Genomic DNA, 24,842 nt, shown 5'->3' with positions numbered 1-24,842 from the left:
CTAAAAGTCCCCGCCCGGGACCACTGCGAAAAAAACCGCGAAACCGCACGTCACGGCTCCTAGATCTGGCGAGCCGAGTAAGCACTAGCTACGCTGGATGAATAAGCGGCCTCATTTAGGCGGCTCCGCGCATACACCTTTGTGGATTCTGCTCTTCTAGCCCGTTCTTCTATTCCAAGAGCCAGATACTCCGCTATGGCCATCTCAATGCCGTGGTGATCCCCGACCGCCACGACCCGGCCATCGATGCCATCCCTAACGATAGACCCAGCATTCTTTGTGGTAATCACATAGCATCCGGCACACAGGGCTTCCGCCACAACGCGGGCAGATCCTTCTGCGCGGCTGGGAAAAACGAATATAGCGCTCGCTGCCAAGGTGGCTGCCAGCTTCATCCGACCTGCCCGAGGAACGTGACGGATGTATCCGCCCACTTCATTTTCCAGGTACCGAGCATCCGGTTCCCAATTGCCCATAAAAAGCCAAGGTAACTCAGGGCTATTCGTGCCCTTCGCGGCAGCTATGGCGACGTCAACACCTTTTCGCCTCTCCAGTGTCCCCGCGAAGAGAACCTGCGGCGTGTCCAAGCGGTTGGATTCGGAAGCAGCAGCGTCCAGGCTGTCAAGGAAGAGAGGATCCACCCCGGTATAGGCAACAGAGATCTTCGCGGCATCGAATCCCACCTCAATGCATGTATCTGCCACAAAATCACTGTTTACCAGCAAATGATCCGCCTGCTCCATGTCTGACTCAACTCGACGCCAAAGTTGAGACAACCTTGCAGCTCGTTCACCGGTTCCGTCGATCATCCCCTTCAGTAGGCGCGGATGAACGATACTGTGGTCGCAAATGAGAAATGCGCCATTCCTTCTAGCGACGTCAAGACTCGATCCTCCCATTCCAGCACGGAAGTGATATATGTCCGGCGAAGTGTGCCTTAGCGCATGTCCCGCAAAGCTTCTATAGGAATCCAAAGCTATAGCGGTAGAAGACTCGGAAATACCAGTCAGACCCTTATGGCGGGCTATCTGTGCAATCTGGTGTGGGCCCTCACCCAACCAAAAGGATTTCACCTTACGATCCGGCACTTCTATTCTTCGGGCATCGAGTCTCTGAAGAGCCGGAAGCCTTGACTTAGCCAGAGCAGCCGCCAATTTTCTTCTAGGGTAAGCTCCTGTCAAGAAGAGCCTGAGCGCTCCTCTTGCTTCCAAGTTTTCAGCTAAACGAGCCAGATGAAACTGCCCAAAGCCGTTATTTATGGCAACGTTGTATGAATCAAACACTAAAATTCCTTTTGAACGCGACTTAGTCCAGGAAAGACGGGCCGACTGACGGCATTATAAGCTGTGGTCCTCGATTTCTTCGCTATTCGAGCTAAAGGCGCCAGCAACCGACCGCTCAAATAGGCAGGAAGCCCCGCGTTTAGTTTTATCAAGCTCTGCCTTTTCGCGGTGAGTTGTGCCGCGTAACGTCCACTGACAGTAATAGAGTCATCCTGAAGCCGGAAGTAACCCAGGCAGTCGCGGACGTTACTTATGGTTAGCCTTGCACCGAGGGCATCAAACAAGAACTCGGTATCCCAATTTACCCTATTCTCTTCATTAAAGCGCAGGCCCGTAAGAGCCTGACGCTTAAAAGAAGTCGCTTGCTGAAGAACGGTGCCAACTGAAAGTGCGTACCGATAGGGAGTAAACTTGTCACTCATCACATAAGCAATGGGCCTACCCTCATCGTCAATAGTCCAACCGTTGCCTATTAATATGGCCGATCCGCTGTGCTCTTCATGAAGATCGCTGAGGCGCTGCAATGCACGGGGGGGCAACTCATCGTCCGCATTCAAATATATAAAGATATCACCGGTAGCGGCCGCAAGCCCCTTGTTGAGTCCGTCCGCAGGCCCCGAATCCGCCTCGAATATCAACTTAATTTTTGGATCAGCGCGAGACCGGGCTATTTCACGGGACCCATCAGTTGAACCGGGGTCCACGATTATGTGCTCATAGTCTTGAAAACCTTGTGACCTGATGCTCTCAAGGCAATATGGTAGGAAGGCGACTTGGTTGTAGCTTATTGTGACGATAGAAATTCGTGGCACGACTTTGCATTCCTTCTTTTCGAACTACAAGTGACATTACGGTTACAACCGACAATGCAAGCCACATTCTGCGTTCCGCACCAAACGGGCTGAATAGAAGATCCCAAACACCCGAAGTTGATAGTACGGCCACAAGCGCAGGAAGGCGGCACTCCCGGTAAAGAACACTAACCAACCCTCGTATGAAAATTGCAAACACGATCAGCCAAAACGGCAGGGCAAATAATCCGTTCTCAGCCCAGCTACCCAGGAGCGTCGAATGATATGCAGGAACATCTGAGAGCATTCTGGACGCAACGCTTGTGTAGCCCCAAGAGTTGTAAAGTGAAGATGCGTTTTCAACCACTTCTGCCGAAGCTACTGAATATGATCCACCACCAAATAGTGGTTGCTTCAATATGGTTCCGACCGAAAGAAAAAACTCGCTCCTACTGCTAAGCAGAGATCCATAGTCACCGCCACTTTGAAACTGGGCCTTCTGCTGGGCGATGCGCCCAAAGGTGCCGGCTATCGAGAGACGATCGTACAGGTCGATCATAAAGACCCCAGCCAACGATCCGCCGAAGCCAATGATGAGTGGGCGCCATCTTCCTAAATGATCTCCACTTGGTATCGCGGATCGCCTTCTGACCAGGAGTATGAATGCCACAAGAAGCGTTATGACTGCCATACTTCTAAAGCCGAGAGCGAAGTGAACAGCAGTGAGTAAAAGGAAACAAGGAATGGACCATCTCATTCGAGAATCCTTTAGCCCGATCCACAAGGCGAGCAAGATCGTAGCAGGAACGCCAAATTCGAATTTCCAAGGAAGCGCTCGGGCAAAACTTGAGGGCTGAAAAATAAAAGAAAGTGCTGCAGATATACATAGCCCAGTCCATGCGATACGGATTAGCTTAGTTCGATCGCGAATTAGCAAATATAGTCCGATAAGATCGGTTGTTAGGAACACTATACGAGCAATACCTTTTACAGACTGTAGCCCCTCTACCCCGAGGGCAAAATCGCCAGTAACCGTGCCTAGCAGCCATAAGAGCAGTGTCCACAGCATCCAGGGTGGAATCTGCACAGGAAATATCTGGGAACTTGCAAGTCTATGCAAGACATACAGCGACATGAAAAGCTCTGCAATGTAAACCTGTCCCGCAAGGCCGATAAATACGAAGGACAGGGATGTCACAAGCAGAAGAAACATGGAGCCACTTTGATCGCTGCTTTGGCCGAAAATTGATCGTAAAGCCGGCCTGCGTTGAGTCGGTAACAGCAGCACCTTTTTGCTTCTAGTGCTTTCTAGCTTCACTTTGGGGAAACCTTCGTGCCGGTCTTGGCCTAACAGCGGCTTGGGCTATCCCAATAGCATGACTGTCAAGGAGTGTCCTGTCCTCAAAGCGCGGCAAGGCAGGCGCAGGCTCCCTCTTATTCATAGTAGATGCATAGTATCCGTAGGTATTTGCATCCGGGCCTTTGGACGGAAGCCGATTTAGGACAACCCCAAGAATATTCGCCCCCACCAGGTTCAGCGCATTCAAAGATCGTTCTAAATCCTGTTGCTTGACGACATGCGAACCGATAACAAGCACGATGCCCCCGACGTGTTGGGATAGAACGGCTGCGTCTGTAACAGGCAGCAAGGGTGGCGCGTCGATTACTACTAAGTCAAAGAGCTCCTCTAAGCCCAATACGAGCTGACTCATCTCCGTGGATCCTAGGAGTTCGCTCGGGTTGGGTGGGATCATTCCGGAAGTTAGAACAAATAGCTGGTCATCACCCCAAGGCTGAAGCAACGTCTTCACGTCCGCTGAACCAACAAGGGCCGTTGTGAGGCCTGCACTGCGGTCCAACCCAAGATACTCATTTATCATCGGCCGCCGGAGGTCCGCATCGATCAAGCAAACCGACTGACCTGCTTGAGCGAGGGAAATAGCCAAATTTGCTGCGGTAGTACTCTTGCCCTCGCCGGGCAGTGAAGAAGTCAGCAGCACAGTCTTGGCGTGCCCGGAGACGTTTGCAAACTGCAGATTCGTCCTCAGCTGCCTAAACGATTCAGCCCGAGGACTTTGGTGCGCGGCTTGCGTGAGCAAGGGCATCTCGCTGGCTTCCTGGTCGAAGGCAATCCCCCCGAGCACTGGAGCGTCCGTAATCCTTCTGACGTCCTCTTCGCCTCGTATAACCGTATCGAGCGTTGACCGCAATACTGCCAGGGCGACGCCTGCTACCAGTCCGATCAAAAGCCCGACGATGAGATCCATCTTGGTGTTGGGGGATGTAGGCGATGGCGGCGCGGTTGCAGGCTTTATTACCGAAAGGCTGACGGGCGAAGCACCACCAGTCGTTGGCTTCTCTAGTGTGTCTACGACGTGAATCAAGCTACTAGCTGTAGCTTGCGCTATGGCAGATGCCTGGACCGGAGACTCATTATTGACAGAAATGTTGATTAGCACCGTATTGAGCTCTGTCGTAGCTTTGACGTTCTGCGCTAAATCGTGGGCAGTGATCTGCAGCCCCAACGAATCAATCACTGGCTGTAGCACGGCCGGTGACTGCACCGTCTTCACGTACGACTGCACCCTCGCCTGACTGAATGAATTGCCTTGTTGGAGTTCCGAGACACTCCCGGACCCTTGTATAGCCACGAAGAGCTGAGTCTCTGCCGTATAAATGGGTCGCGTAAGGAAAGTGGCACCGGCGCCCACAATTAGCCCTGCCAAGGTAACGGCCGTGATTAGGATCCAACTTCGGCGCAGGATACGAAAGTAGTCGCGTATTTGCAAGCGAGGATCCCCCTGAGTTGATGACTGGAGACAGACCTCGGCCAATCCCCAGGACGGCAATGTCTGTGCGGTCCTGGCCAATTGTACCTGCCCCGTCATTCCCGCTCGGCCGATGGGCAATGCGGGTATTCGAAGTGTCGGCGGCGCGGCCGGCAGACCAAACCCACAAGCGACCGACTTCTGGTAACGGTCCAGGAAGCGGTGCGACTACGCTTGCTTCCTCTCACGGGATCAATCGGCGCTTCGGTAACGCACCCGGTCTTGCTAAAACAGACAACGGACGTCCGCACTTCAATCAGTGGAGAGAGCTCATATGGAGTGCGAAGATGTCTTGGAGATCAGAAGTTAACTGCCGCACCGGGATTCCCACTCAGCTGGCGAACGCTCTGAAACCCACGCTCTCGTGTCTGGAGATGAAACCACGGCGGATCTAGGGCTAGAGCTGACCCGACCCTTATACGGTCAACAGAAACGATCGCCTCCCGGCAGTAACCAGAAATCTCCGCATTTACCTTGTAATCATCTCGAGGCTAGTTCAAAAATGGACGATAAAGGCAACACTGTTCGAGAACGGATCCTAAGACTACTTATTTTTGCAGCCGTTTGTTTCCTCTACTGCTTTTACCCAGCGCTCTACCGCGGCAGACCAAGACAGGGACTCGACGGCAAACTGCCGAGAGGCAGACTGGGCAGTTCGGTAAATCGTTGGACTCAGCATTTCTCTTACCGCAGCCGCCAGCGTTCTTCCCGTTGGATCTGGGACTAACCTTCCAGCCTGGTAAGGGAGATGCCTAGCAGCCGCAACGTTTGTGCTAACTACGCACGGAAGGCCGTGAGAAACCGCTTCGGCAAAACCAATACCGAAGTTTTCATCCTCACTCGGGAGGAGGAAGAAGTCGGCGGCTAGAAATGCCGCGGTCTTTGCGGTACCTGCCAGCTGCCCGACAAATTCTACGGAGTCCAGCACGCCTTTGCTGCGGGCATGGGCCGAAAGACGTTCCATCAGGGGCCTGGGGCCTTCCCCGGCGATGGTCAATACAGCATCAATGCCTTCACTTCTCAAGTGGCTAAGCGCATCAATGGAAAGGTCAATCCTCTTCTTATCAGCAATACGAGAAAGAGACAGGAGACGAATAGGCTCGTGTGGCGCCGGGTCTCTCTTCGTTTCCTTTGGCATTGGTACCCCAACACCAGCTACCTGAACTGTGGACCTGGGGAATTTACTCGTTAACTCGTCAGCCTCTATAGCGGAGCCAGTCACGAATGAGCACAGTAATACCCTAGTAATAGATCCTCCGCCTAAGTCGAAAATGAACTTCTTGAGGCGCCCGTAACGCTGCTGTCTTGCGGTCAAGGCCCCATGAGGCATGATGAACACTCGACAACCGAAAATCCGACCTAGGATGGTGGCAATGGGGACCCAAGGTAGGTAGTAACCATGAAGGATTAGGACATCTGCTGACTGAAGCGAACGCAGAAGTGATAAGAGGCCAATTCTTCTACCACCTTCGTTGGTGGTAAAACCAAGTTTTCGGGGGCCCGGTGAGGGTAGTTCGCCTACAATTTTTCCCTCCTCGAAGATAACCGAATCGCGGATATGCCCGCCTAGCCATACCAAATCAGCAGCACACGCGGGCAGGCGATTGAAAGCCCTATTGAGTTCAAACGAGTTCCTTGCAGGTCCACCATCACCTACTGCTAGCGTATTCACCAGTTGGATAATCTTCACGATTTCGCACTAGCTCTTTTCTTTGCTTGATGCTTCACGACGAGCTTCACGGACCTTCAAGCCAATTTGCCAATAGTAGGACGCAAGGGCGAAGGCGTAATCAAAACCGGCTTGTCCATCCCTGAAGCCTTGCTTAAAAAGATACGAGTACAGGAAGAAGAGGAAGGGTTTAAAGGGAACAACATCAAAGATTCGCCCTTGGCGTGTACGCCGATTTGCCGCCGCTTCGCGCACGGCTGGGTTTGTTCGTAGATACGCTTCCCAATCAGAATATCGATTGTGTCTATCGAACCAGGTTCTCACAGGGTCATGGTCATTATGGAGCAATCGACTGTCAAGTCGACAGACACTTCCACTAACTGCTGGCTGGTAGTGTCCTTCCAGCTCTCCCATCCCTGGCGCATCTAGATCGTTTATAACCGGGAAACTTACTTTCTCACGTTGAACCAGTGCACGCTTGAAGACTCGATGTCCGTGCTTCAGAACCCTTCCAGAAAAGACATAATCTAGTGGAATGTCGTAGGCGGAGTAACGCTGAGTATCGAGCTCGATAAGCCTGCTTCGAAGTTCTTCGATTAGTTCGGGCGTCGGCGTTTCATCCGCATCGATAAAAAGCACCCACGGATATTGCGTAGTCACGTTGTCAAGTTGCCATTGCTTTTTCTTCGGATACTTTCCGTTCCACGTGAAGTTTATGACCTTAATACCACGGTCTTCTACGATTTGCACCGTGCTATCTGAACTATTTGAGTCCACGACAATAACTTCAGCAAAGTCAGAAAGTCCGTCAAGACAGAGTCCGATTCCGATCTCTTCATTCTTCGTTTGAACCAGCACGCTTACCGGTAATTTATCCATCGCACGATTCTTTTCTGCTATCTCTCATTGGGCTTTAAAGCGCTGACCGAGCACACCCGCTGACGGCTGTCCGAAAACAATGCCCGCGTCGACGTTCTTGGAAACTACTGTCATTGGCGTAATGAGCGCAGAGTCACCGATGACCACCCCTCCGGTCACTAAGCATCTTGTTGTGATCCATACGCCGTTGCCAATTACGACAGGCTTGGTTAGCAGCGCCATGTCCCGTCTATGAGCGTGGCTCCCAGTCGTGATAAACGTCTCTTGCGAGATAACTGTGTCGTGACCCACTTGGACGTTGTCCTGGTTATGAATCCAGACGCCCTCACCAATCCACGAGCGCGCTCCGACGCGAAGCTTCCACGGAAATTTCACTCGGGTGCGGGGGCGGAAGATGACACCCTCACCTATCTGGGCTCCGAAGGCCCGCAGTACGGCGATGCGCATCCGGGAGCTCACTTGCCATGGATTACTCACAAAAAGGAGTTCCATGGCTGCCCAAAGATAGACCACGGGTTTTGGTCTGTCCCAGGCTTCGCCCTGTCCCGGCGCTATTGAGAGGTCTATTACAGATTTTGACAAACCGTGTCCCCCATCCCCTTGTGTTGTCCTGGAAAGCGTCCAAGCCCGGACGGCCTGTCTCGGGATTCGGCAAGGACATTGAACACTATTCTTACACTGTGACTAGAACCGTTTTGCGCATAACCATCATTGGCCTTAACTACGCACCCGAACCTTCGGGTAACGCCCCCTACACCACGAGTCTGGCTGAAGGGCTGTCGGCCGCAGGCCACTCCGTTCAGGTCATCACGGGTTATCCTCACTATCCGGAGTGGGCCGTCCGGCCTGGCTACTCCGGATGGGCAAAGGACGAAACGGTCAATGGCGTGCGTGTGAAGCGGCTTCGCCATTACGTTCCACGCCATCCGACAACGGTCAGTCGTCTACACATGGAGTTGAGCTTTGGTCTGCGGCTCATGTTCACAAAGTGGCACAGGCCCGACGTGGTGCTTACCGTTAGCCCAGCTTTATTCTCAAGTGCACTAGCAATCCTACGGGTCCGGTTGTGGCCCAAGAGGCCTGCCGTGGGCATCTGGATTCAGGATCTGTACAGCCGGGGAGTGAGTGAAACCGGTACCGGCGGACGAAGTGCCACGGAACTCGCTAGTTCCGTGGAGTCGAAGATTTTAAATGCGGTAGATGGAGTCGCTGCGATCCATGAGCGATTCAAAAGACACATAGTGTCGTCCCTGGGGGTGCCCGAGAAACGTGTCCAAGTCATCCGGAACTGGACCCATCTTCCATCCGCCCCAGCCTTAGACGTCGTCGAGGTCAGGAAGAAGCTCGGTTGGGCTTCCGAGGACATAATCGTGCTTCATGCAGGAAACATGGGTAAGAAGCAGGGTCTAGAAAATGTTATTGAAGCGGCGCGGGTCGCTGGGTCGCGAGGCAGCTCGGTACGCTTCGTCCTTATGGGAGACGGCAATCAAAGACAGCAGCTCGAAGATCAAGCACGCGGCTTACCACGAATATGCTTCGTGGATCCCCTTCCCGATAACGACTTTCAACTCGCTCTCGCTGCTGCCGATGTCCTCTTGGTGAATGAGTTACCAGGCGTCAAAGAGATGGCGGTCCCAAGCAAGCTGACTTCGTACTTCAATGCAGGAGTGCCCGTCATAGCGGCGACCGACGAAGGAAGTGTGACTGCTTTCGAAATTGAAAGCTCTGGCGGAGGTATCAGAGTTGATCCTGCCGACCCAGCTGCGCTGGTCGAGGCTGCCGAATTCCTTTCCGGAGAAGCCGCGCTAAGGGCGCAACTGTCTGAGAATGCGCTACGGTACCGCCACGAAACATTGGCAGAGTCCACCGCCGTTGCCCATTATGATGAATTCATTACGAGTCTGGCATTGTCGCGCGGCCGGTAGGTCGCGCGACCTTTTTCTTACAACAACATCATGGGGGATAGCATGACCAAGCGCGCGTTAATCACGGGTATCACAGGTCAAGATGGCTCATACTTGGCCGAACTCCTGCTTCGCAAGGGTTACGAGGTACACGGACTTATCCGCCGTGCGTCGACTTTTAATACCGGCAGGGTGGATCATTTGTATGTTGACCCGCACGATCCCGAGGCGAAGCTCTTCCTGCACTATGGTGATCTTAGTGATGGGGCAAGATTGGTGACTCTTCTGGCCGACATCCGTCCACACGAAGTCTACAACTTGGCTGCCCAATCGCACGTGCGCGTTTCGTTTGACGAACCAGAACACACCGGTGACACCACGGGGATCGGAACGATTCGACTTCTCGAGGCTGTGCGGATGTCTGGTATTGACACCAGGTTTTACCAGGCGTCCTCATCAGAGATGTTCGGTGCCACTCCTCCACCGCAGAATGAGGAGACACCTTTTTACCCCCGTTCTCCCTACGGAGCGGCCAAGGTATACAGCTACTGGATCACGAAAAACTATCGTGAGGCGTATGGCATGTTCGCAGTGAACGGCATTCTGTTTAACCACGAATCCCCCCGCCGCGGTGAAACTTTCGTAACCCGAAAGATCACCCGCGCCGTAGCAGCGATCAAAGCAGGAAAGCAAGATCTACTTTATATGGGCAACCTGGATGCCGTTCGCGACTGGGGCTATGCAGCTGAGTACGTGGAGGGCATGTGGCGGATGCTGCAAGCCGACGAGCCGGACGACTTCGTGCTGGCTACTGGCGGTAACTACACCGTGCGTGACTTCCTGCAGATCGCCTTTGAGCATGCAGGACTGAATTGGGAGGACCACGTCCGATTCGACGAGCGCTATCTACGCCCCACAGAAGTGGACGCTCTTGTGGGCGACGCGGCAAAGGCTCAGGACAAACTTGGTTGGAAGGCATCTGTCCACACGCCAGAATTGGCTCGCATTATGGTCGACGCCGACATTGAAGCTTTGAAGCACGCTGGTAACCACTGGATTGACACCGTCAATCTTGAAAGTTGGAAGAACTAGTGTCCGACGACGTCAGGTTCGAGCCCTCCAGCCTCGACAGGAGCGCCCCGTTTTACGTTGCCGGACACCGGGGGCTTGTCGGATCAGCTATTTGGCGAAAGTTGGACGGTGAAGGGTTCACGAGCCTTCTTGGCCGCACCTCCTCAGAGTTAGACCTCAAGGACCGGGAGGCGGTGTTCGACTTCTTCGAGCAAACGAAGCCTCGCTATGTAATCCTTGCAGCGGCAAAGGTGGGGGGCATTCTTGCCAATAACACCTACCCAGTAGATTTCTTGAGCGAGAATCTTCGCATTCAAGTAAATGTCCTTGATGCTGCACGGCAGTATGGAGTCCAACGTCTACTCTTCCTCGGTTCCTCATGCATCTATCCAAAATTTGCTGAGCAGCCAATCAGGGAAGACTCCTTGCTCACTGGGCATCTGGAACCGACGAACGACGCCTATGCCATAGCCAAGATCACTGGAATCATGCAGGTTCAGGCCGTACGCCGACAGTACGGGCTGCCTTGGATCTCTGCGATGCCGACCAACCTATACGGACCAGGCGACAATTTTTCACCGCAAGGGTCCCATGTACTGCCTGCGCTCATCCGCCGCTACGATGAGGCGGCAAAGTCAGGCGAAACGACCGTTACGAACTGGGGTACTGGATCCCCTATGCGCGAGTTCCTGCACGTGGACGACATGGCAGATGCTTGTCTCCATCTTCTCGAAAATTACGATGGCGCTTCCCAGGTAAACGTAGGTACGGGATCTGATGTCTCCATCAAAGAACTAGCGTCTATTGTGGCGGCTGCCGTCGGCTATAGGGGAGACATCGAATGGGATGCGTCCAAGCCTGACGGGACGCCGCGAAAGCTTCTGGATGTCTCAAAGCTAGCTGAGGCCGGATGGAAGTCGTCAATAAGCCTTGAAGAGGGTATCCGTACCACGGTGGAGTGGTATCGCGGCAACATCGAGAGCATTCGCAGCTAGCTCTTCAAAGTAAGTTGGTGACCGGAAGCTCAATTCTTGGGGGAGTTTTTGTGAAAGAGGTGCGCGACTGGCGGTCCAAATGCAGCCGTCAGCTGCGGATTATCGACGCTTTCGTAATCGTCTGGGCAGTTGTGGGTGCCTACGTCATCCGCTTCGGTTGGACATCGGACTTCGTAATTGCAGGGCAGGAGTCTATTTACCTATGGCTTTCCATTGCACTGGCCGTGATTTGGTGGATCATGCTCGGAGCTTGGAATAGCCGGCAAAGCCGTATCCTCGGTGCTGGTCCAGACGAGTACAAGAGAGTGGCTGCTGCATCATTGTGGCTGTTTGGCCTAGTTGCCATCGTGTCGTACGTGCTGCGTTTTGACACTGCCCGGGGCTATGTGGGGGTTGCACTGCCTGCGGGGCTGTTCGGGCTCCTACTTGCACGCTGGCTAATCCGCCAACATCTAAATGTGAACCGACAGATGGGACAGAGCATGTCCCGTTTGCTGTTGGTGGGAGGCCCAAGCGCAGTTGCACACTTGGCCCGTTCTCTTAGAACGGCAAAGCACGCTGGATACCTGCCCGTTGCGGTCTACACGCCAAACACTTCCGTGGTTCCGTCCGTCGAACCGGAGTCAGGACTTCCAGTAGTTGGGAATTCTCCTGACGCCGAGTCGATAGTGGCAGCAATCCGAGCTTGCAGGGCTGACGCGGTGGCTGTTTCCGCCGGGGTCCAACTACACCCGCAAACGCTGCGACACCTCGGTTGGGAATTAGCGTCACGGAACATTGGACTGATTATGGCTCCCGCACTTACAGACATCGCTGGGCCACGCATTCATACCCAGCAGGTTGCGGGCCTGCCACTGATCCACGTCACCACCCCCACTCTCGAAGGCGGTCAACGCGTGGCAAAGCGCCTCTTTGACGTAGTGGTCTCCGCTTTGCTTATCCTGGTGAGCTTGCCTGTAATGGCAATAGTGGCGATTTTGATCAAGGCGCAGGATGGGGGTCCAATCTTGTTCAGGCAACGTCGCGTCGGTATCGAGGGCGCTCAATTCCAGATGTTTAAATTCCGCTCGATGGTAGTCGATGCGGAGGAGAGACTTGACTCACTAAGAGTGAGCAATGACGCAAGTGGGCTGCTTTTCAAGATGAAGACTGATCCCAGAGTCACATCCATCGGGCGCGTGCTCCGCAAGTTCAGTCTTGATGAGCTCCCCCAACTCTTCAATGTCTTTGCGGGATCAATGAGTCTTGTTGGTCCCCGGCCGCCCTTGCCTTCTGAGGTAGAAGCTTACGAGCAAGACGTTAGGCGAAGGCTCCTGGTTAAACCTGGCCTGACCGGCCTTTGGCAGGTCAGCGGCCGTTCTAATCTTTCTTGGCAGGACTCCGTGCGTCTGGACTTGTATTACGTTGAGAACTGGTCGATGGCCGGTGACCTACTTATCCTCATGAAGACCTTCCGCGCCGTTTTCCAGAGCGCCGGGGCTTACTAATTATCTGGCGAGCACGTCACCACCTCGGTAAGGAAATATAAATGCGAATAACGGTTATAGGTTGCGGCTACCTTGGTGCGGTCCACGCTGCATGCATGGCAAAGCTAGGGCACGAAGTTGTCGGCATCGATGTTGATGAGCGAAAAATCGCAGACCTATCTGCCGCGCATGCGCCGTTCTTCGAGCCTGGCTTAGAAGACTTACTTGGAGAAGTCCAGCAAACGGGAAGGCTTTCTTTTTCCACTGACATGGCCGCAGCGAGAGGAAGCTCCGTCCACTTCATCTGTGTTGGAACTCCGCAGAAGAAGGGAGAGAATGCGGCTGATTTGACCTTCGTCGATGCCGCTACGATTGGGCTCCTCCCGTACCTCTCACCCGGAGATGTAGTGGTTGGTAAGTCGACCGTTCCGGTTGGAACTGCAGCGCGACTGGCCGGAATGATTAATGAAGCCCAGCCTGAGGCCCACTTGGTGTGGAACCCAGAGTTTCTTCGAGAGGGTCATGCAGTCGCAGACACCCTTCGCCCGGACAGGCTGGTATATGGCATTGATAGGGGTTCAGAGGAGCACGACGCCGTTCGAGTCCTGGATCAGGTTTATGCGGCTCCCCTGGCGTCTGGCACACCTCGCCTCGTTGCGGATCTGCCCACAGCTGAATTGGTCAAGACAGCAGCAAACTCATTCCTCGCCACTAAGATTTCCTTCATCAACGCCATGGCCGAACTATGCGATGCGGCCGGCGCCGACGTGACGTTACTGGCTGACGCCATCGGCCTCGACGACAGGATCGGCCGTAAGTTCCTCAACGCAGGAATAGGTTTCGGCGGTGGCTGCCTTCCGAAAGACATCAGAGCCTTTATGGCGCGGGCGGGAGAGCTTGGGGCAGACCAAGCCTTGACATTTCTTCGCGAAGTGGACGCCATCAACATGCGCCGCAGGACGCGTGTGGTAGAGCTTGCCCGAGAACTTTGCGGCGGTTCACTCTTGGGGCAGCGGATTACTGTACTGGGGGCTGCCTTCAAACCTGAAAGCGACGATGTGCGGGATTCGCCAGCACTGAGCATCGCAGCACAGTTGCAGCTTCAGGGAGCAGTAGTGACCGTGACAGACCCGGAGGCACTTCACAACGCAGCTCGGCGCTTCCCCGAGTTACATTACGAAGCCTCCACCGAGGCCGCCCTCCAGCGAGCTGACGCCCTCCTCCTTTTGACCGAGTGGCGGCAGTATCGCGATTTGGACCCCTACGAGGCCGCAGCCCTTGTCTCCTCGCCCAAGATTCTCGATGGCAGGAATTCCCTAGATGCCAGTAAGTGGCGTGCTGCTGGATGGACCTACCGCGGGCTAGGGCGTCCTTGATATGGACACTGCGAATCCGCTAAATACACAGGTGTCGGGGCAACAAAATATGGCGGCGACTCGGCGCACGGCGCGAAAGCGGCCAAGAAGGCTCCTGAGAATCGGCCTTTCAGTAGTTGTCCTGGTCTTACTGTTCGGGGGCGGAGCAGTCTGGGTGGGGTTGAAGGCCTATGCAATCAAGAACGACTTGGAGGCAGCCGCAAGCCTGATTCCTCAGCTCAAACAAGACATCATGGCCTCCGATGCAGAATCCGCCAAGGAGACTGTCGCAAAACTTCGCACTCATACTTCGGCGGCCCGACAGGCCTCCGAGGACCCCCTATGGACACTTACATCTGGCTTGCCTCTGATGGGGCCAAACGTCAGCGCAGTTTCCGAAGTATCAAGATCAGCTGACGACGTCGCCAGTCTCGGACTTAGTCCACTGGTCAGTGTGTACGGGTCTCTCAACTGGGACGCGCTTATGCCCAGCGGCTCGGGAAGCAACTTGGACCCCCTCAAGGCTGCGGCTCCAAGTGTCGCCTCGGCCGCTTACAGCGTACGGGCTTCCGCCGAACGTTTACAGGGAATAGAGACCGACCGGCTCCTGCCGGAAGTGGCTGGCCCTCTGCATGATGCGACACAAGAGCTGAACCAAGCGACGAGCGCACTCAATTCGGCGGCGGACGCAGCATATATTGCGCCTGCAATGCTCGGCGCGGATGGCCCAAAGAATTACCTGCTCATGATTCAGAATAATGCGGAGGCGCGAGCCTCGGGCGGCATACCGGGAGCGCTGGCAGTTCTAACGTTGGACCGTGGAAGACTTTCCCTTGGGACGCAGACCAGTGCCAGCAATCTTGGCAGTATGTCCCCCAACGTGCCAGTCGATCAGCAACAGCAACAGATATATACAACCCGGCTAGGCAAGTACATGCAGGATGTGAATCTCACGCCGGATTTCCCCACCGCTGCCGCCACCGCCCAAGCGATGTGGGAGAGAAAGACCGGACAACGGGTTGACGGAGTCCTGTCGATTGACCCTGTCGTACTGAGTTATATCCTCCAGACCACGGGGCCAGTTACGATCAGTGGCCCCGAGCTAGCTGCCGTCCAAGCAGCCGGTCTGCCGACTCAACTCACGGGCAGCAACGTTGTGACTACCTTACTCTCCGACGTCTATGCAAAAATTCCAGAGCCCAAACTGCAGGATATGTATTTTGCAGGAGTTGCTAAGGAAGTATTTTCCGCGCTTTCCACCGTTAAGGGAGAGGCAAAGGGTCTCATCGCCGGAATCACTCAAGGGGCGGAGGAAGGACGTGTTCTAGTTTGGTCTGCTGACTCTGCTCAGCAGTCAGTCCTGAACAAATACTCCCTCAGCGGATCCATTTCCGGACCGAGCGTCAACCCCGCACAGTTTGGCGTATATTTCAACGACGGCACCGGCGCCAAGATGGACTACTACGTCAAGCGCACGGTCCAGTTGATCAAAGAGTGCCCGGCTGACGGCTATGAACAAACCAGGGTTCGGGTTACAAGCACAAACAATGCACCTGCCAACGCCGCCACCTCCCTGCCAGCCTACGTCACCGGCGGAGGCGCTTTCGGAGTAGCGCCCGGAGCGGTGCAAACCAACATCATCGCCTACGGGCCTGTGCAGGCGAATGTGGAATCAGCAATGAGCGGCGGCCAGAAGATCCCGTTCGCCCCTTACATCCACGCGAACAGGCCGGTGGCTGTCGTGGCCCAGCAACTTGGCCCGGGCGAAAGTAAAACAGTCGACTTCACCTTTGGGAAAATAGTTCAGCATACAGAACCTAACCTCGTTGTCACGCCGACTGTCCAGCATGTAAAGGACGTTCTTCTTCCGACAGAAAGCCCATCCTGCGACGCTGGCTAGTGACAAGTGGGTAAATACTATGTAAACCGACTGGACTGAGATTGCCCGCACTGAAGAGCAGATGGTACCGTCTCTTTTGGGATATCTATCCGTAGTTCTGCACACGGTCTCGTGCAGAGGGGACCTTCCCCAAAATCGGGTAAAAAACTTAAACGTCTCCGGGGGGACACATGAAGAAGACTTTCGCTGCACTCGCTCTTGCAGGCTCTATCGCACTTATAGGCTCGGCACCCGCCATGGCCGCAACCTACCCGGCGCTTCCACCGGCAGCCGGCGTTTCGGACGGTACTGTCGCGCCGGGTGAGACCTTCATCTTTACCGCGCAGGGCTTCCTTCCCGGTGAGACCGTGACCATCACCATCACCTTGGTCACCACTGGTGGCGCGAATACCGGCGGTGCAGCCGTTTCGGCCAAGATCCCCGTATTCCAGGCTCCGCAGACCCTGACCGCGCAGGCTGATGCCCAGGGCAAGATCTCGGTCCCGCTCGCTATCAACGAACCCGGGACGTACTCCATCACCGCCACCGGCAATACGTCCGGCATTACTGTTGGTCCGGTGATCGTGAGGGTCGGAACTGCACTGGCCAACACCGGCGGCAACGCAGGTGGAGCTCCACTGGCCAACACCGGTGGCCTGGCAAACACCGGTGCCGACTCCGGCCTGGTCCTTTGGACCTTGGTTGGCGCTGGCGCACTCGCCGCCGGTGCAACCTCGGTAGTGGTGGTCCGCCGCCGCGCCAAGGCCGAGGCTGCCGCCTAAGGGCAACGCTTTCTAGCACCAATGAAGGTGGGTGCTCCTCCGGAAACGGAGGAGCACCCACCTTTTGCTTTGTGTGGTATCTATTTGATCTATGGGGAGACATTGGCGCAGAGCACCACGGGAGTACGACCTATCAATCCCACTCCCCCGCCCGCAGGTGTTGCATTATGCCTTCCTCATCCTCCTGGCCGCCGTAGCCTTGGGGACCGCAGCGTTCGCCCTCCTGCGGACGTCTTGAGGCCCTTTTGAGCATCCTTTACGAGCAGCGGCTGTGGCGCCTCGTCCTCGCTGCCATGATGGTTCCCCTCGCATTGATCGCATTCTGGCCCAGCCCGGTGGACCAGCCTGTCGCAGGGCAACTCGCAAGCATCCTGGAGTTTCTCCACAGCCATGGCATTCCCAACTGGGTCAATTACAAATTCGTGGAAGCATCCGCCAACGTCGCACTTTTTATCCCCCTGGGAATTGTTAGTGCACTCGCATTTCCCAAAAAAACTTGGTGGCAAATCGGAGCATTGGGGCTCCTGGTCTCGGGTTGCATCGAACTGGGGCAGTTCCTGTTTCTCCACGACCGCATTGCAAGCCCGTCAGACATTGTGACAAATACGTCAGGAGCCGTCATCGGGGCGCTGCTGGTCGCCTATTCTGTCAAAAAAGAGAGGCCCGCTGCCTTCCGGCAACGGACCTCCCCAAGCAATAGAACCCGGGATTAGCCCACGAAGCTCTTCATCCAGGTCTTCAGGTCCTCGCCGAATTCCACGCGCTCGGACGCCAGGGTGATGACGGCCTTGAGGTAGCTCAGCTTGTCGCCGGTGTCGTAGCGGCGCCCCTTGAAGACCACGCCGTACACGCCGGAGCCTTCGCCTTCGCCGGCGGCCAGGGTCTGCAGGGCATCGGTCAGCTGGATCTCGTTTCCGCGGCCGGGTTCGGTGTTCTCCAGGACGCCGAACACGGAGTGGTGCAGCACGTAGCGGCCGATCACAGCCAGGTTGGACGGTGCCTCACCGACGGCGGGCTTCTCCACCAGGCTGTTGACGCGGACGTAGTCCTCGCCTTCTACAGCCGTGATGTCAGCGCAGCCGTAGGCGCTGATCTGCGACGGATCAACTTCGATCAGCGCGATCACCGAACCACCGGTCTTCTGCTGCACCTCCATCATGGTGCTCAGCAGGTCCTCAGCCTCGTCAATGAGGTCGTCACCCAAAAGCACCGCGAACGGTTCGTCCCCCACGTGCTGTTGGGCGCAGAGCACCGCGTGCCCCAGCCCCTTGGCCTCACCCTGCCGGACGTAGTGGATGGGCCCCAGGTGGGAGGCGTGCTCCACCATGCCCAGCTTGTCCTTGTCCCCCTTGGCCTCCAGGGCGCTTTCCAGGCCCGGCTCGCGGTCAAAGTGGTCCTCAAGGGCGCGCTTGTTGCGGCCCGTGATCATCAGCAGGTCCGTGAGGCCGGCGTCCACCGCCTCCTCGACGACGTACTGGATGGCCGGACGGTCGACCACCGGCAACATTTCCTTCGGCATTGCCTTGGTGGCGGGCAGGAAACGTGTCCCCAATCCGGCAGCAGGAATGACGGCTTTGGTGATAGTTTTCCCCGTAGTCATAGCTGAACCTTAACAAATTTGGTGGGCTAACCGGCAATCGGATCTGGAGCCGGACAAGGCTGAACGACTCCCGGTGGCTGTCCCGCCACCACTCCCCTACCGCGTAACTTCCTCCAGCAGTTCCAGGACGTGCCGGTAGTCCTGGCCCGTGGCGCGGGTCATGCCGAGCTCGCAGGTGCGGTTGCAGGAGGCGTGCACGGACGCGTCCAGCTGCCCCACTTCCGCGGCCTGCTTCCGGGTGGCGGACTCCGTGAGCTCGGGGTGGAGCATGCCGCGGTCCCCCGCGAACGCGCAGCAGCCCCAGTTCACCGGCACCTCCACCTTCTCCGCCACGGCCTGGGCCACCGATTCCAGGGCACCGTTGATCCCCATCCGTGTGGAGGAGCAGGTGGGGTGCAGGGCCAGCGACTTAAGCTTTGCGTGCTCCGGCAGCCTGGGCAGGATGTGCTCGGCGGCGAAGTCCACGGCATCCACCATCCGCAGCGGCCGCTGGCCCACCCCCAGGTCATCGGACTCCACCACCTGCCGGAGGCCCTCGGTGCAGGACGACGCATCGCAGATGATGGCCAGCTCGCCGTCCCGGGTTGCCTCCCGCAGCGCCGCCAGGGTCTTCTCCTTCATGGTTGCCTGGCCGGCCGCCATGCCCTTGGAGGACCACGGCGTCCCGCAGCACAACGAATCAATACCTTCCGGCACCAGCAGCGTGATCCCCGCCCGTTCACAGAGCTGCTCGAAGCTGTACTGGACGCCACGGCCCGCAGCGGGCCCAGAAGGGGATTCGCCAGGTGACGTACCCGACCCAGCCGGCCCGAACATCGTCCCCACGCACGCGGGGAAGTAGACGGCGTCCGGTGCCCGGTCCGGCGTCGGACGCTTCCGTGCGGAACCGCCGCCGGGCAGCTCCGACGAGTACAGCGGCACCGTGTCCGTGCCCAGCACCGCCCGCGCTGCCTTGTTGGGCGCCACCACGGCCGGGGCCGGCAGTTTGTTCACCACGGTCAGGGCCAGCGAGGCCCCGCGGGTCACGCCGTCCCAGTGCTTGGCCGCGGCGTTCCAGGCGCCGTTGGCCACCGGACCGGCGTCGGAACGCCGGATCCGCTTGACCAGCAGCCCGGTGTTGATGTCCACGGGGCAGGCCGTCTGGCACATCCCGTCCACGGCGCAGGTCTGCACCGACTCGTAGTCGTAGTCCTTTTCCAGTTCCTTCACCAGCGCGGTGTCGCCGGCCAGCCGTGCGGCCTCGATGGCGCGGAGGGTGACGATGCGCTGGCGCGGCGTCAGGGTGAGGTCCTTGCTGGGGCACACCGGCTCGCAGTACCCGCAGGAGACGCAGCGGTCCACTTCCTCGGCCACCGGCGGCGCGGTCTTGATATGCCGCAGGTGCGCCTGGGGATCGTCGTCCATGAGCACGCCCGGGTTGAGCATGCCGGCGGGATCGAACAGCTCCTTGATCCGGCGCATCACGCCGTACAGCTCGTCCCCGTACTGCCGCCGCACATACGGCGCCATCACCCGGCCGGTGCCGTGCTCCGCCTTCAGCGAGCCGCCCTCCCCCAGGACCAGGTCCACCATGTCCTCGGTGAACGCGCTGTACCTGTCCAGTTCCTCCGCCGTGGCAAAACCGTCCGTGAGCATGAAGTGGACGTTGCCGTCCTTTGCGTGCCCGAAGATCACGCTGTTTTCGTACCGGTACTTGTCGAACAGCCGCACCAGTTCACGGCACGTGCGACCCAGCACCGGGACCGGCACCACAATGTCCTCCAGCAGCGCGGTGGTCCCCTGCGGCCGGGCACCGGCCACCGAGGCGTACAGGCCCTTGCGCAGGTGCCACAGCTGCGCCCGGGCGGACGCATCAGCGGTGAACTGCGCCGGGGCAGCCAGCGCCAGGCCGGCGAGGGCGCGTTCGCCCACCTCCCGCAGCGCCACAACCTCGTCCTGCTGCCCGGCAGAGTATTCCACCAGCAGCGCCGCGTGCTCGCGCACCGCCAGGTCTCGTACGACGGCGGGAGTCCCCTTCAGCGTCTGGCCCACCTTGAGCGAGAGCGCGTCCAGGAGTTCCACCGTGGCGGCGCCGGTGTCCACCAGCGCCGGCAGGGCCGCGTTGGCGGCCTGCAGGTCCGGGAAGACGAGGAGGCCGGTGGCGGCATGCGGGAGGCGGGGAATTGTCCGGAACACCGCCTCCGCCACGAAGCCCAGGGTTCCTTCGCTGCCCACGATCAGGTGCGCCAGCATGTCCACCGGGCGGTCGTAGTCCAGCAGGGAGTTCAGGCCGTAGCCCATGGTGTTCTTCATGCTGAACTGCTGCCGTATGCGGTTCACGGAATCGCTGTTGCCGCGCACCCGTGCCGCGAGCTGTACCAGGCCTTTGTAGAGCTCCGGTTCCAGCGTCCGCAGCCGGGTGTCCGCGTCCGGGGCCCCGGTGTCGATGACCGTGCCGGACGGCAGCACCACGGTGAGGGACTCCAGGGTGCGGTACGCGTTGTCCACCGTGCCGCAGTTCATGCCGGAGGAGTTGTTCGCCACCACGCCGCCGATGGTGCACGCGGCCTCGCTGGCCGGGTCCGGCCCGAACTTGCGCCCGTAGGGTGCAAGCCGCGCGTTCAGCGCCCGCACGGTAACCCCCGGCTGCACGCGGACCCGCGCGCCGCCGTCGAGCACTTCAACGTCCCGGAAGTTGCGCCGCACGTCCACCAGCACACCGTCCGTGACCGCCTGCCCGCTGAGGCTGGTGCCGCCGGAGCGGAGGGTGAGCGGGACGCCCTGCGCCGCACTGGCCCGGAGCAGGGCGCCGACCTCCGCGGCGTCCTTGGCCATGACAACGGCCTGCGGGATGAGCAGGAAGTGCGAGGCGTCGTGGGCGTTGGCGTGCAGGTCGATGGCGCGGGTCTTCACCTGCGCCGGATCGGCCACGGCCTGCCGGAATTGTTCGAGGTTCTGCATCAGGGCACCATCCAGCCGAGGACCGGGGTGGACTGCAGGACGATCAGCACCGTGATGAGGGCCAGCAGGCCCAGGCTCCAGCCGACCAGCTTGCGGAATAGCGTTCCTTCCGAGCCTTCCAGCCCCACCGCTGCCGAGGCGACGGCAAGGTTCTGCAGCGAGAGCATCTTGCCCATCACGCCGGCGGAGGAGTTGGAGGCGGCCATCAGCACCGGCGAGAGTCCGGTCTGCGCGGCGGCGGTGGCCTGCATCTGCCCGAAGAGCGAGTTGGACGAGGTATCCGAGCCGGTGAGCGCCACGCCGATCCAGCCGATCAGCGGCGAAAGGAAAGCGAAGAAGCCGCCGGCCGAGGCAAGCGCGAATCCCAGCGTGGTGGTCTGCCCGGACAGGTTCATGACGAAGGACAGGGCCAGGACGGCGGTGACCGTGACGATAGTCCAGCGCAGCTGCTTCACGGTCTCCCAGTAGATGCGCAGCCCCTTGCCGGCAGAGATCCTGTACAGCGCCATGGTAAGCAGGCCGGAGAACAGAAGCAGCGTCCCGGTGGACTTCAGGTGGTCCAGCTTGAACTTGGTGGCCGCCACCGCCTTGCCGGCCGAGTCCTCGATGTGCAGGCCGGGCCAGGCGAACGTCACCGTGCCCACCTGCCCCAGCCAGGCTTTGATGAACGGGATCTGGGCGATGGAAAACACGGCGATGATGATCAGGTAGGGCGCGACGGCGAGCCACACCTCGCGGGGTGCCGGGCGGGTATTGTCCGTGGGGACTCCGGAACGGTCCGGAACGCTCCCCTGCCGGCCTCCCGCCGTCGTGCTTTCCTGCGTGCCGTTGCCGCCCGCACTCTTCCCGCCGGCCATGGCCGGAACGGACATCTCCTGGACCGATCCTTCCACGCGCACCGACTCCTTGGGCTGCCAAACCTTCAGCATCAGCAGCACCGCCGCCACGGTGACCACCGCGGCCACCACGTCGGTCAGTTCCACGGCCAGGAAGTTGGAGGTGACGAACTGTGCGGCGGCGAATGCTGCGCCTGCCACCAGCGCGACGGGCCAGGTCTGCTTCAGGCCGCGCCTGCCGTCCACGATGAAGACGAGCAGCAGCGGCACGATGAGGGCGATGAAGGGGGTCTGGCGGCCGGCCATCGAGGACAGGTCGTGCAGCGGCAGGCCGGTGACGCCGTTCAGGGCGATGATGGGCGCGGCCATGGCACCGAAGGCCACCGGCGCGGTGTTGGCGAGCAGCGAGACGACGGCGGACTTGAGCGGTTTCATGCCCGCGGCCATCAGCATGGCCGCCGAGATGGCCACCGGGGCGCCGAAACCGGCGAGCGATTCGAGGAGCGCGCCGAAGCAGAAGGCGATCAGGATCGACAGGACCCGGAGGTCGTTGGAGATGGAGCGGATGGTCCGGCCCAAGGCATCGAACCACGGCGTGGCCACGGTGAGCTTGTAGATCCAGAGCGCGTTGACGAGGATCCACAGGATGGGGAACAGGCCGTAGAAGATGCCTGCCGCGGTGGCGCTGAGGGCCTGGTCCAGGGGCATCCGCCAGCCTGCGACGGCCAGGACGAAGGACAGGACCAGGCTGGCGATGGCAGCTTTGGCGGCCTTGACCCGGAAGACGCCCAGCAGGACGAACAACAGGGCCAGGGGAAGGGCCGCGCACAGGGCGGAAAGCAGGAGGGACCCGGCGATGGGGTCGAGGATCTGCTGAAACATGGGACTCCAGATGGTGAGCAGCGCCACACCGGCGTGACGACTCATCGATTGTCTAACAAGTACACATGTAGGTCAAGCGACGTGAATACTTGTCTGGCAAAATGGGAGGACACGCCCCTTGTTGGTATTTGTTTGGTGGAACTGTTTGGTGGAACGGAGATCTGTGGCCGGCCGTATTGCAGCTGTCTCGATTGTGGAAGCGGTGGCTTCGGACCTGCGGCTCCGCATTTTCTCCGGTGAGCTGCCCTCCGCCCACGCGCTGACGGAGACCGAGGTGGCCACGTCCTACGAGGTGGCACGCCCCACCGCCAAGGCCTCCATCGAGAAGCTGGTGGCCGAGGGGCTGCTGGTCCGCGGCGTGCACAAGACCGCGCGGGTGGCGGACCTGGGCCCGGAATCGGTGCGCGACATCTACCTGGCCCGGGCGTACCTGGAGAGCGAAGTGCTCCGCCGGCTCGCGGCCGCGCGCACCGTGCCCACCGGGGCGGTACAGGCCAACCGGGATATCGCTGCATTGGCCACCGGAGCGCCGCTGGATGTGGTGGAACCGGACATGCGGTTCCACACCAGCCTGATCGACGCGGTGGGGAATGAGCGGATCAGCAGGATGTACTCGTCCCTGGTGGCCGAAGTGCGCCTGTGCATGTCCCGGGTGCAGTCACTGCACCTCCTCGACACAGCCCTGATCCAGGCCGAACACCAGAAGCTCCTGGAGCTGATCGAGGCCGGGCGGGGTGAAGAGGCAGCCCGGCTGCTCGACCAGCACCTGGGCCGCGCCCGCGAACGGCTGGTGGCCGCGATGGGCGGCGAAGCGGGCCCGGAGGCGGACCTGCCGTCCGGGCTGGCCAACCAGTAACCGGCTCAGCGGGCCTTGTTTGCCGCCTGCTCGTACAACCACACAATGTGGCTCCGCAGCAGTTCCGCGGCCCGCTCGGCGTCCTTCGCCTCCACGGCATCGAAGATCGCATGGTGGTGGGCCCTCAGCTGTTCGAGCACCACGGGCCACTCTCCCAGGGCATCGAGGGCGTCCTTGATGTAGCCGCGGATGGAGCCGCGGAGCGAATCCATGATTGTTTCAATCACCGTGTTGCCGGCCAGGGCGCTGAGGGCCAGGTGGAACTGTGCGTCGAGGGCGTGGAAGGCTTCGGGCTCTATGTCCGGGGCATCCATGGCCTCCAGCAGTTCCCTGGCGCGCTGGATGCCGGCCGGGTCGTCATGCTGGGCCGCGGTCCTGGCTGCCCACGTTTCCAGGAGGATCCGGGCTTCGACAATCTCCGCCACCGGAAGCCTGCTGCTGGCAATGTGCAGGCGAAGGGTGGCGGACAAGCCCGCCGACGGCTCGGAAACGATGACCGCCCCCGACTTGGGGCCGGACCTGTTATTACTCCGGAGGACCCCCATCGCATCCAGCAGGCGCATGGCCTCACGGACTGAAGCGCGGGAGATACCGTAGCTTTCCGCCAGTATCCGTTCACCGGGGAGCTGGTCCCCGATTTTGAACCGGCCTGAACGCAGGCCCGCCTCAATGTCCTCCACTAGGACGTCATACGTCCGCTTGGATGCCGGTTCCTCCGAAGGTGTGGTCATGGATCCATCCTGCCCTACCAACCGGCGCCTGCGTCCTGTCCTGCCGCGCCACGGAAAACCGGCGCAGCAGGACAGAAGCGGATGACTGCTTGTCC

19 protein-coding genes are annotated in these 24,842 nt (G+C 58.7%); 9 read left to right on the top strand and 10 right to left on the bottom strand.

Translation table 11 applies throughout. The features are described 5' to 3' along the window. Positions 1–59: 59 nt before the first annotated feature. The 6 genes from K4G53_RS13790 to K4G53_RS13765 all read right to left on the bottom strand — a co-directional run bounded on the left by K4G53_RS13790 (position 60) and on the right by K4G53_RS13765 (position 7,450). The gene (locus K4G53_RS13790) at positions 60–1,283 is read right to left on the bottom strand and encodes a glycosyltransferase family 4 protein (RefSeq protein WP_221386254.1); all 1,224 of its coding nucleotides are present in this window, start codon (positions 1,281–1,283) and stop codon (positions 60–62) included. Continuing rightward, complete coding sequence (locus K4G53_RS13785; RefSeq protein WP_221386253.1) at positions 1,283–2,095, bottom strand: glycosyltransferase; 813 nt, start codon at positions 2,093–2,095, stop codon at positions 1,283–1,285. Before K4G53_RS13785 ends, K4G53_RS13790 begins: the two co-directional genes overlap by 1 nt. After that, entirely contained in the window at positions 2,031–3,287 is a 1,257-nt protein-coding gene (locus K4G53_RS13780; RefSeq protein WP_221386252.1) for a hypothetical protein, read from the bottom strand. Before K4G53_RS13780 ends, K4G53_RS13785 begins: the two co-directional genes overlap by 65 nt. An 85-nt stretch (positions 3,288–3,372) precedes the next feature. Further along, the gene (locus tag K4G53_RS13775; RefSeq protein ID WP_221386251.1) at positions 3,373–4,863 is read right to left on the bottom strand and encodes a polysaccharide biosynthesis tyrosine autokinase; all 1,491 of its coding nucleotides are present in this window, start codon (positions 4,861–4,863) and stop codon (positions 3,373–3,375) included. Between the two features lie 583 nt (positions 4,864–5,446). Further along, positions 5,447–6,592 (bottom strand): glycosyltransferase family 4 protein, encoded by a 1,146-nt coding sequence (locus K4G53_RS21470; RefSeq protein ID WP_221386250.1) that lies wholly within the window; start codon positions 6,590–6,592, stop codon positions 5,447–5,449. Positions 6,593–6,601: 9 nt separating this feature from the next. After that, positions 6,602–7,450, bottom strand: a complete 849-nt coding sequence (locus tag K4G53_RS13765; protein WP_221386249.1) for a glycosyltransferase family 2 protein — start codon at positions 7,448–7,450, stop codon at positions 6,602–6,604. A gap of 464 nt (positions 7,451–7,914) precedes the next feature. Here K4G53_RS13765 and K4G53_RS13755 point away from each other — a divergent pair, with 464 nt between their 5' ends. The 8 genes from K4G53_RS13755 to K4G53_RS13720 all read left to right on the top strand — a co-directional run bounded on the left by K4G53_RS13755 (position 7,915) and on the right by K4G53_RS13720 (position 17,615). After that, positions 7,915–9,375, top strand: coding sequence for a glycosyltransferase (locus K4G53_RS13755; protein ID WP_221386247.1), 1,461 nt, complete (start codon positions 7,915–7,917; stop codon positions 9,373–9,375). A 42-nt stretch (positions 9,376–9,417) separates the two neighbouring features. Continuing rightward, positions 9,418–10,446 (top strand): GDP-mannose 4,6-dehydratase, encoded by a 1,029-nt coding sequence (gene gmd / locus K4G53_RS13750; RefSeq protein WP_221386246.1) that lies wholly within the window; start codon positions 9,418–9,420, stop codon positions 10,444–10,446. Beyond that, entirely contained in the window at positions 10,446–11,420 is a 975-nt protein-coding gene (locus tag K4G53_RS13745; protein WP_221386245.1) for a GDP-L-fucose synthase, read from the top strand. Before gmd ends, K4G53_RS13745 begins: the two co-directional genes overlap by 1 nt. Before the next feature lie 50 nt (positions 11,421–11,470). After that, positions 11,471–12,907 carry a sugar transferase gene (locus K4G53_RS13740; RefSeq protein ID WP_221386922.1) on the top strand — a complete coding sequence of 479 codons (1,437 nt, stop codon included), beginning with the start codon at positions 11,471–11,473 and terminating at the stop codon, positions 12,905–12,907. A gap of 41 nt (positions 12,908–12,948) precedes the next feature. Next, on the top strand, positions 12,949–14,262 hold the full coding sequence (locus K4G53_RS13735; RefSeq protein WP_221386244.1) for a UDP-glucose/GDP-mannose dehydrogenase family protein: 1,314 nt from the start codon (positions 12,949–12,951) through the stop codon (positions 14,260–14,262). 154 nt (positions 14,263–14,416) lie between these two features. Then, on the top strand, positions 14,417–16,141 hold the full coding sequence (locus K4G53_RS13730) for a DUF4012 domain-containing protein (RefSeq protein WP_308287886.1): 1,725 nt from the start codon (positions 14,417–14,419) through the stop codon (positions 16,139–16,141). A 170-nt stretch (positions 16,142–16,311) separates the two neighbouring features. Further along, entirely contained in the window at positions 16,312–16,902 is a 591-nt protein-coding gene (locus K4G53_RS13725) for an LPXTG cell wall anchor domain-containing protein (RefSeq protein ID WP_221386243.1), read from the top strand. A gap of 245 nt (positions 16,903–17,147) precedes the next feature. After that, positions 17,148–17,615 carry a VanZ family protein gene (locus K4G53_RS13720; protein WP_221386242.1) on the top strand — a complete coding sequence of 156 codons (468 nt, stop codon included), beginning with the start codon at positions 17,148–17,150 and terminating at the stop codon, positions 17,613–17,615. Here K4G53_RS13720 and galU read toward each other — a convergent pair. The 3 genes from galU to K4G53_RS13705 form a co-directional block, all read right to left on the bottom strand. Then, positions 17,612–18,502: a UTP--glucose-1-phosphate uridylyltransferase GalU gene (gene galU / locus K4G53_RS13715; protein ID WP_221386241.1), complete on the bottom strand. Its 891-nt coding sequence runs from the start codon at positions 18,500–18,502 to the stop codon at positions 17,612–17,614. The two genes, K4G53_RS13720 and galU, sit on opposite strands and share 4 nt — an antisense overlap. A 96-nt stretch (positions 18,503–18,598) precedes the next feature. After that, positions 18,599–21,442, bottom strand: a complete 2,844-nt coding sequence (locus tag K4G53_RS13710; RefSeq protein ID WP_221386240.1) for an FAD-binding and (Fe-S)-binding domain-containing protein — start codon at positions 21,440–21,442, stop codon at positions 18,599–18,601. Then, on the bottom strand, positions 21,442–23,160 hold the full coding sequence (locus tag K4G53_RS13705) for an L-lactate permease (RefSeq protein WP_221386239.1): 1,719 nt from the start codon (positions 23,158–23,160) through the stop codon (positions 21,442–21,444). The genes K4G53_RS13710 and K4G53_RS13705 overlap by 1 nt, the downstream gene beginning before the upstream one ends. A gap of 163 nt (positions 23,161–23,323) precedes the next feature. On the opposite strand from K4G53_RS13705, the gene K4G53_RS13700 reads away from it, so the two are divergent. Then, positions 23,324–24,016, top strand: a complete 693-nt coding sequence (locus K4G53_RS13700; RefSeq protein ID WP_221386238.1) for a GntR family transcriptional regulator — start codon at positions 23,324–23,326, stop codon at positions 24,014–24,016. A gap of 5 nt (positions 24,017–24,021) precedes the next feature. Here K4G53_RS13700 and K4G53_RS13695 read toward each other — a convergent pair whose 3' ends face one another. Then, positions 24,022–24,747, bottom strand: a complete 726-nt coding sequence (locus tag K4G53_RS13695; RefSeq protein ID WP_221386237.1) for a FadR/GntR family transcriptional regulator — start codon at positions 24,745–24,747, stop codon at positions 24,022–24,024. Between the last annotated feature and the right edge of the window lie 95 nt (positions 24,748–24,842).

Origin of the sequence: Arthrobacter sp. MAHUQ-56 (assembly GCF_019710585.1) — a bacterium.
Classification (GTDB): domain Bacteria; phylum Actinomycetota; class Actinomycetes; order Actinomycetales; family Micrococcaceae; genus Arthrobacter.
Note: the sequence above shows the minus strand (reverse complement) of the source record. Positions and strands in the feature narration are given on the sequence as shown.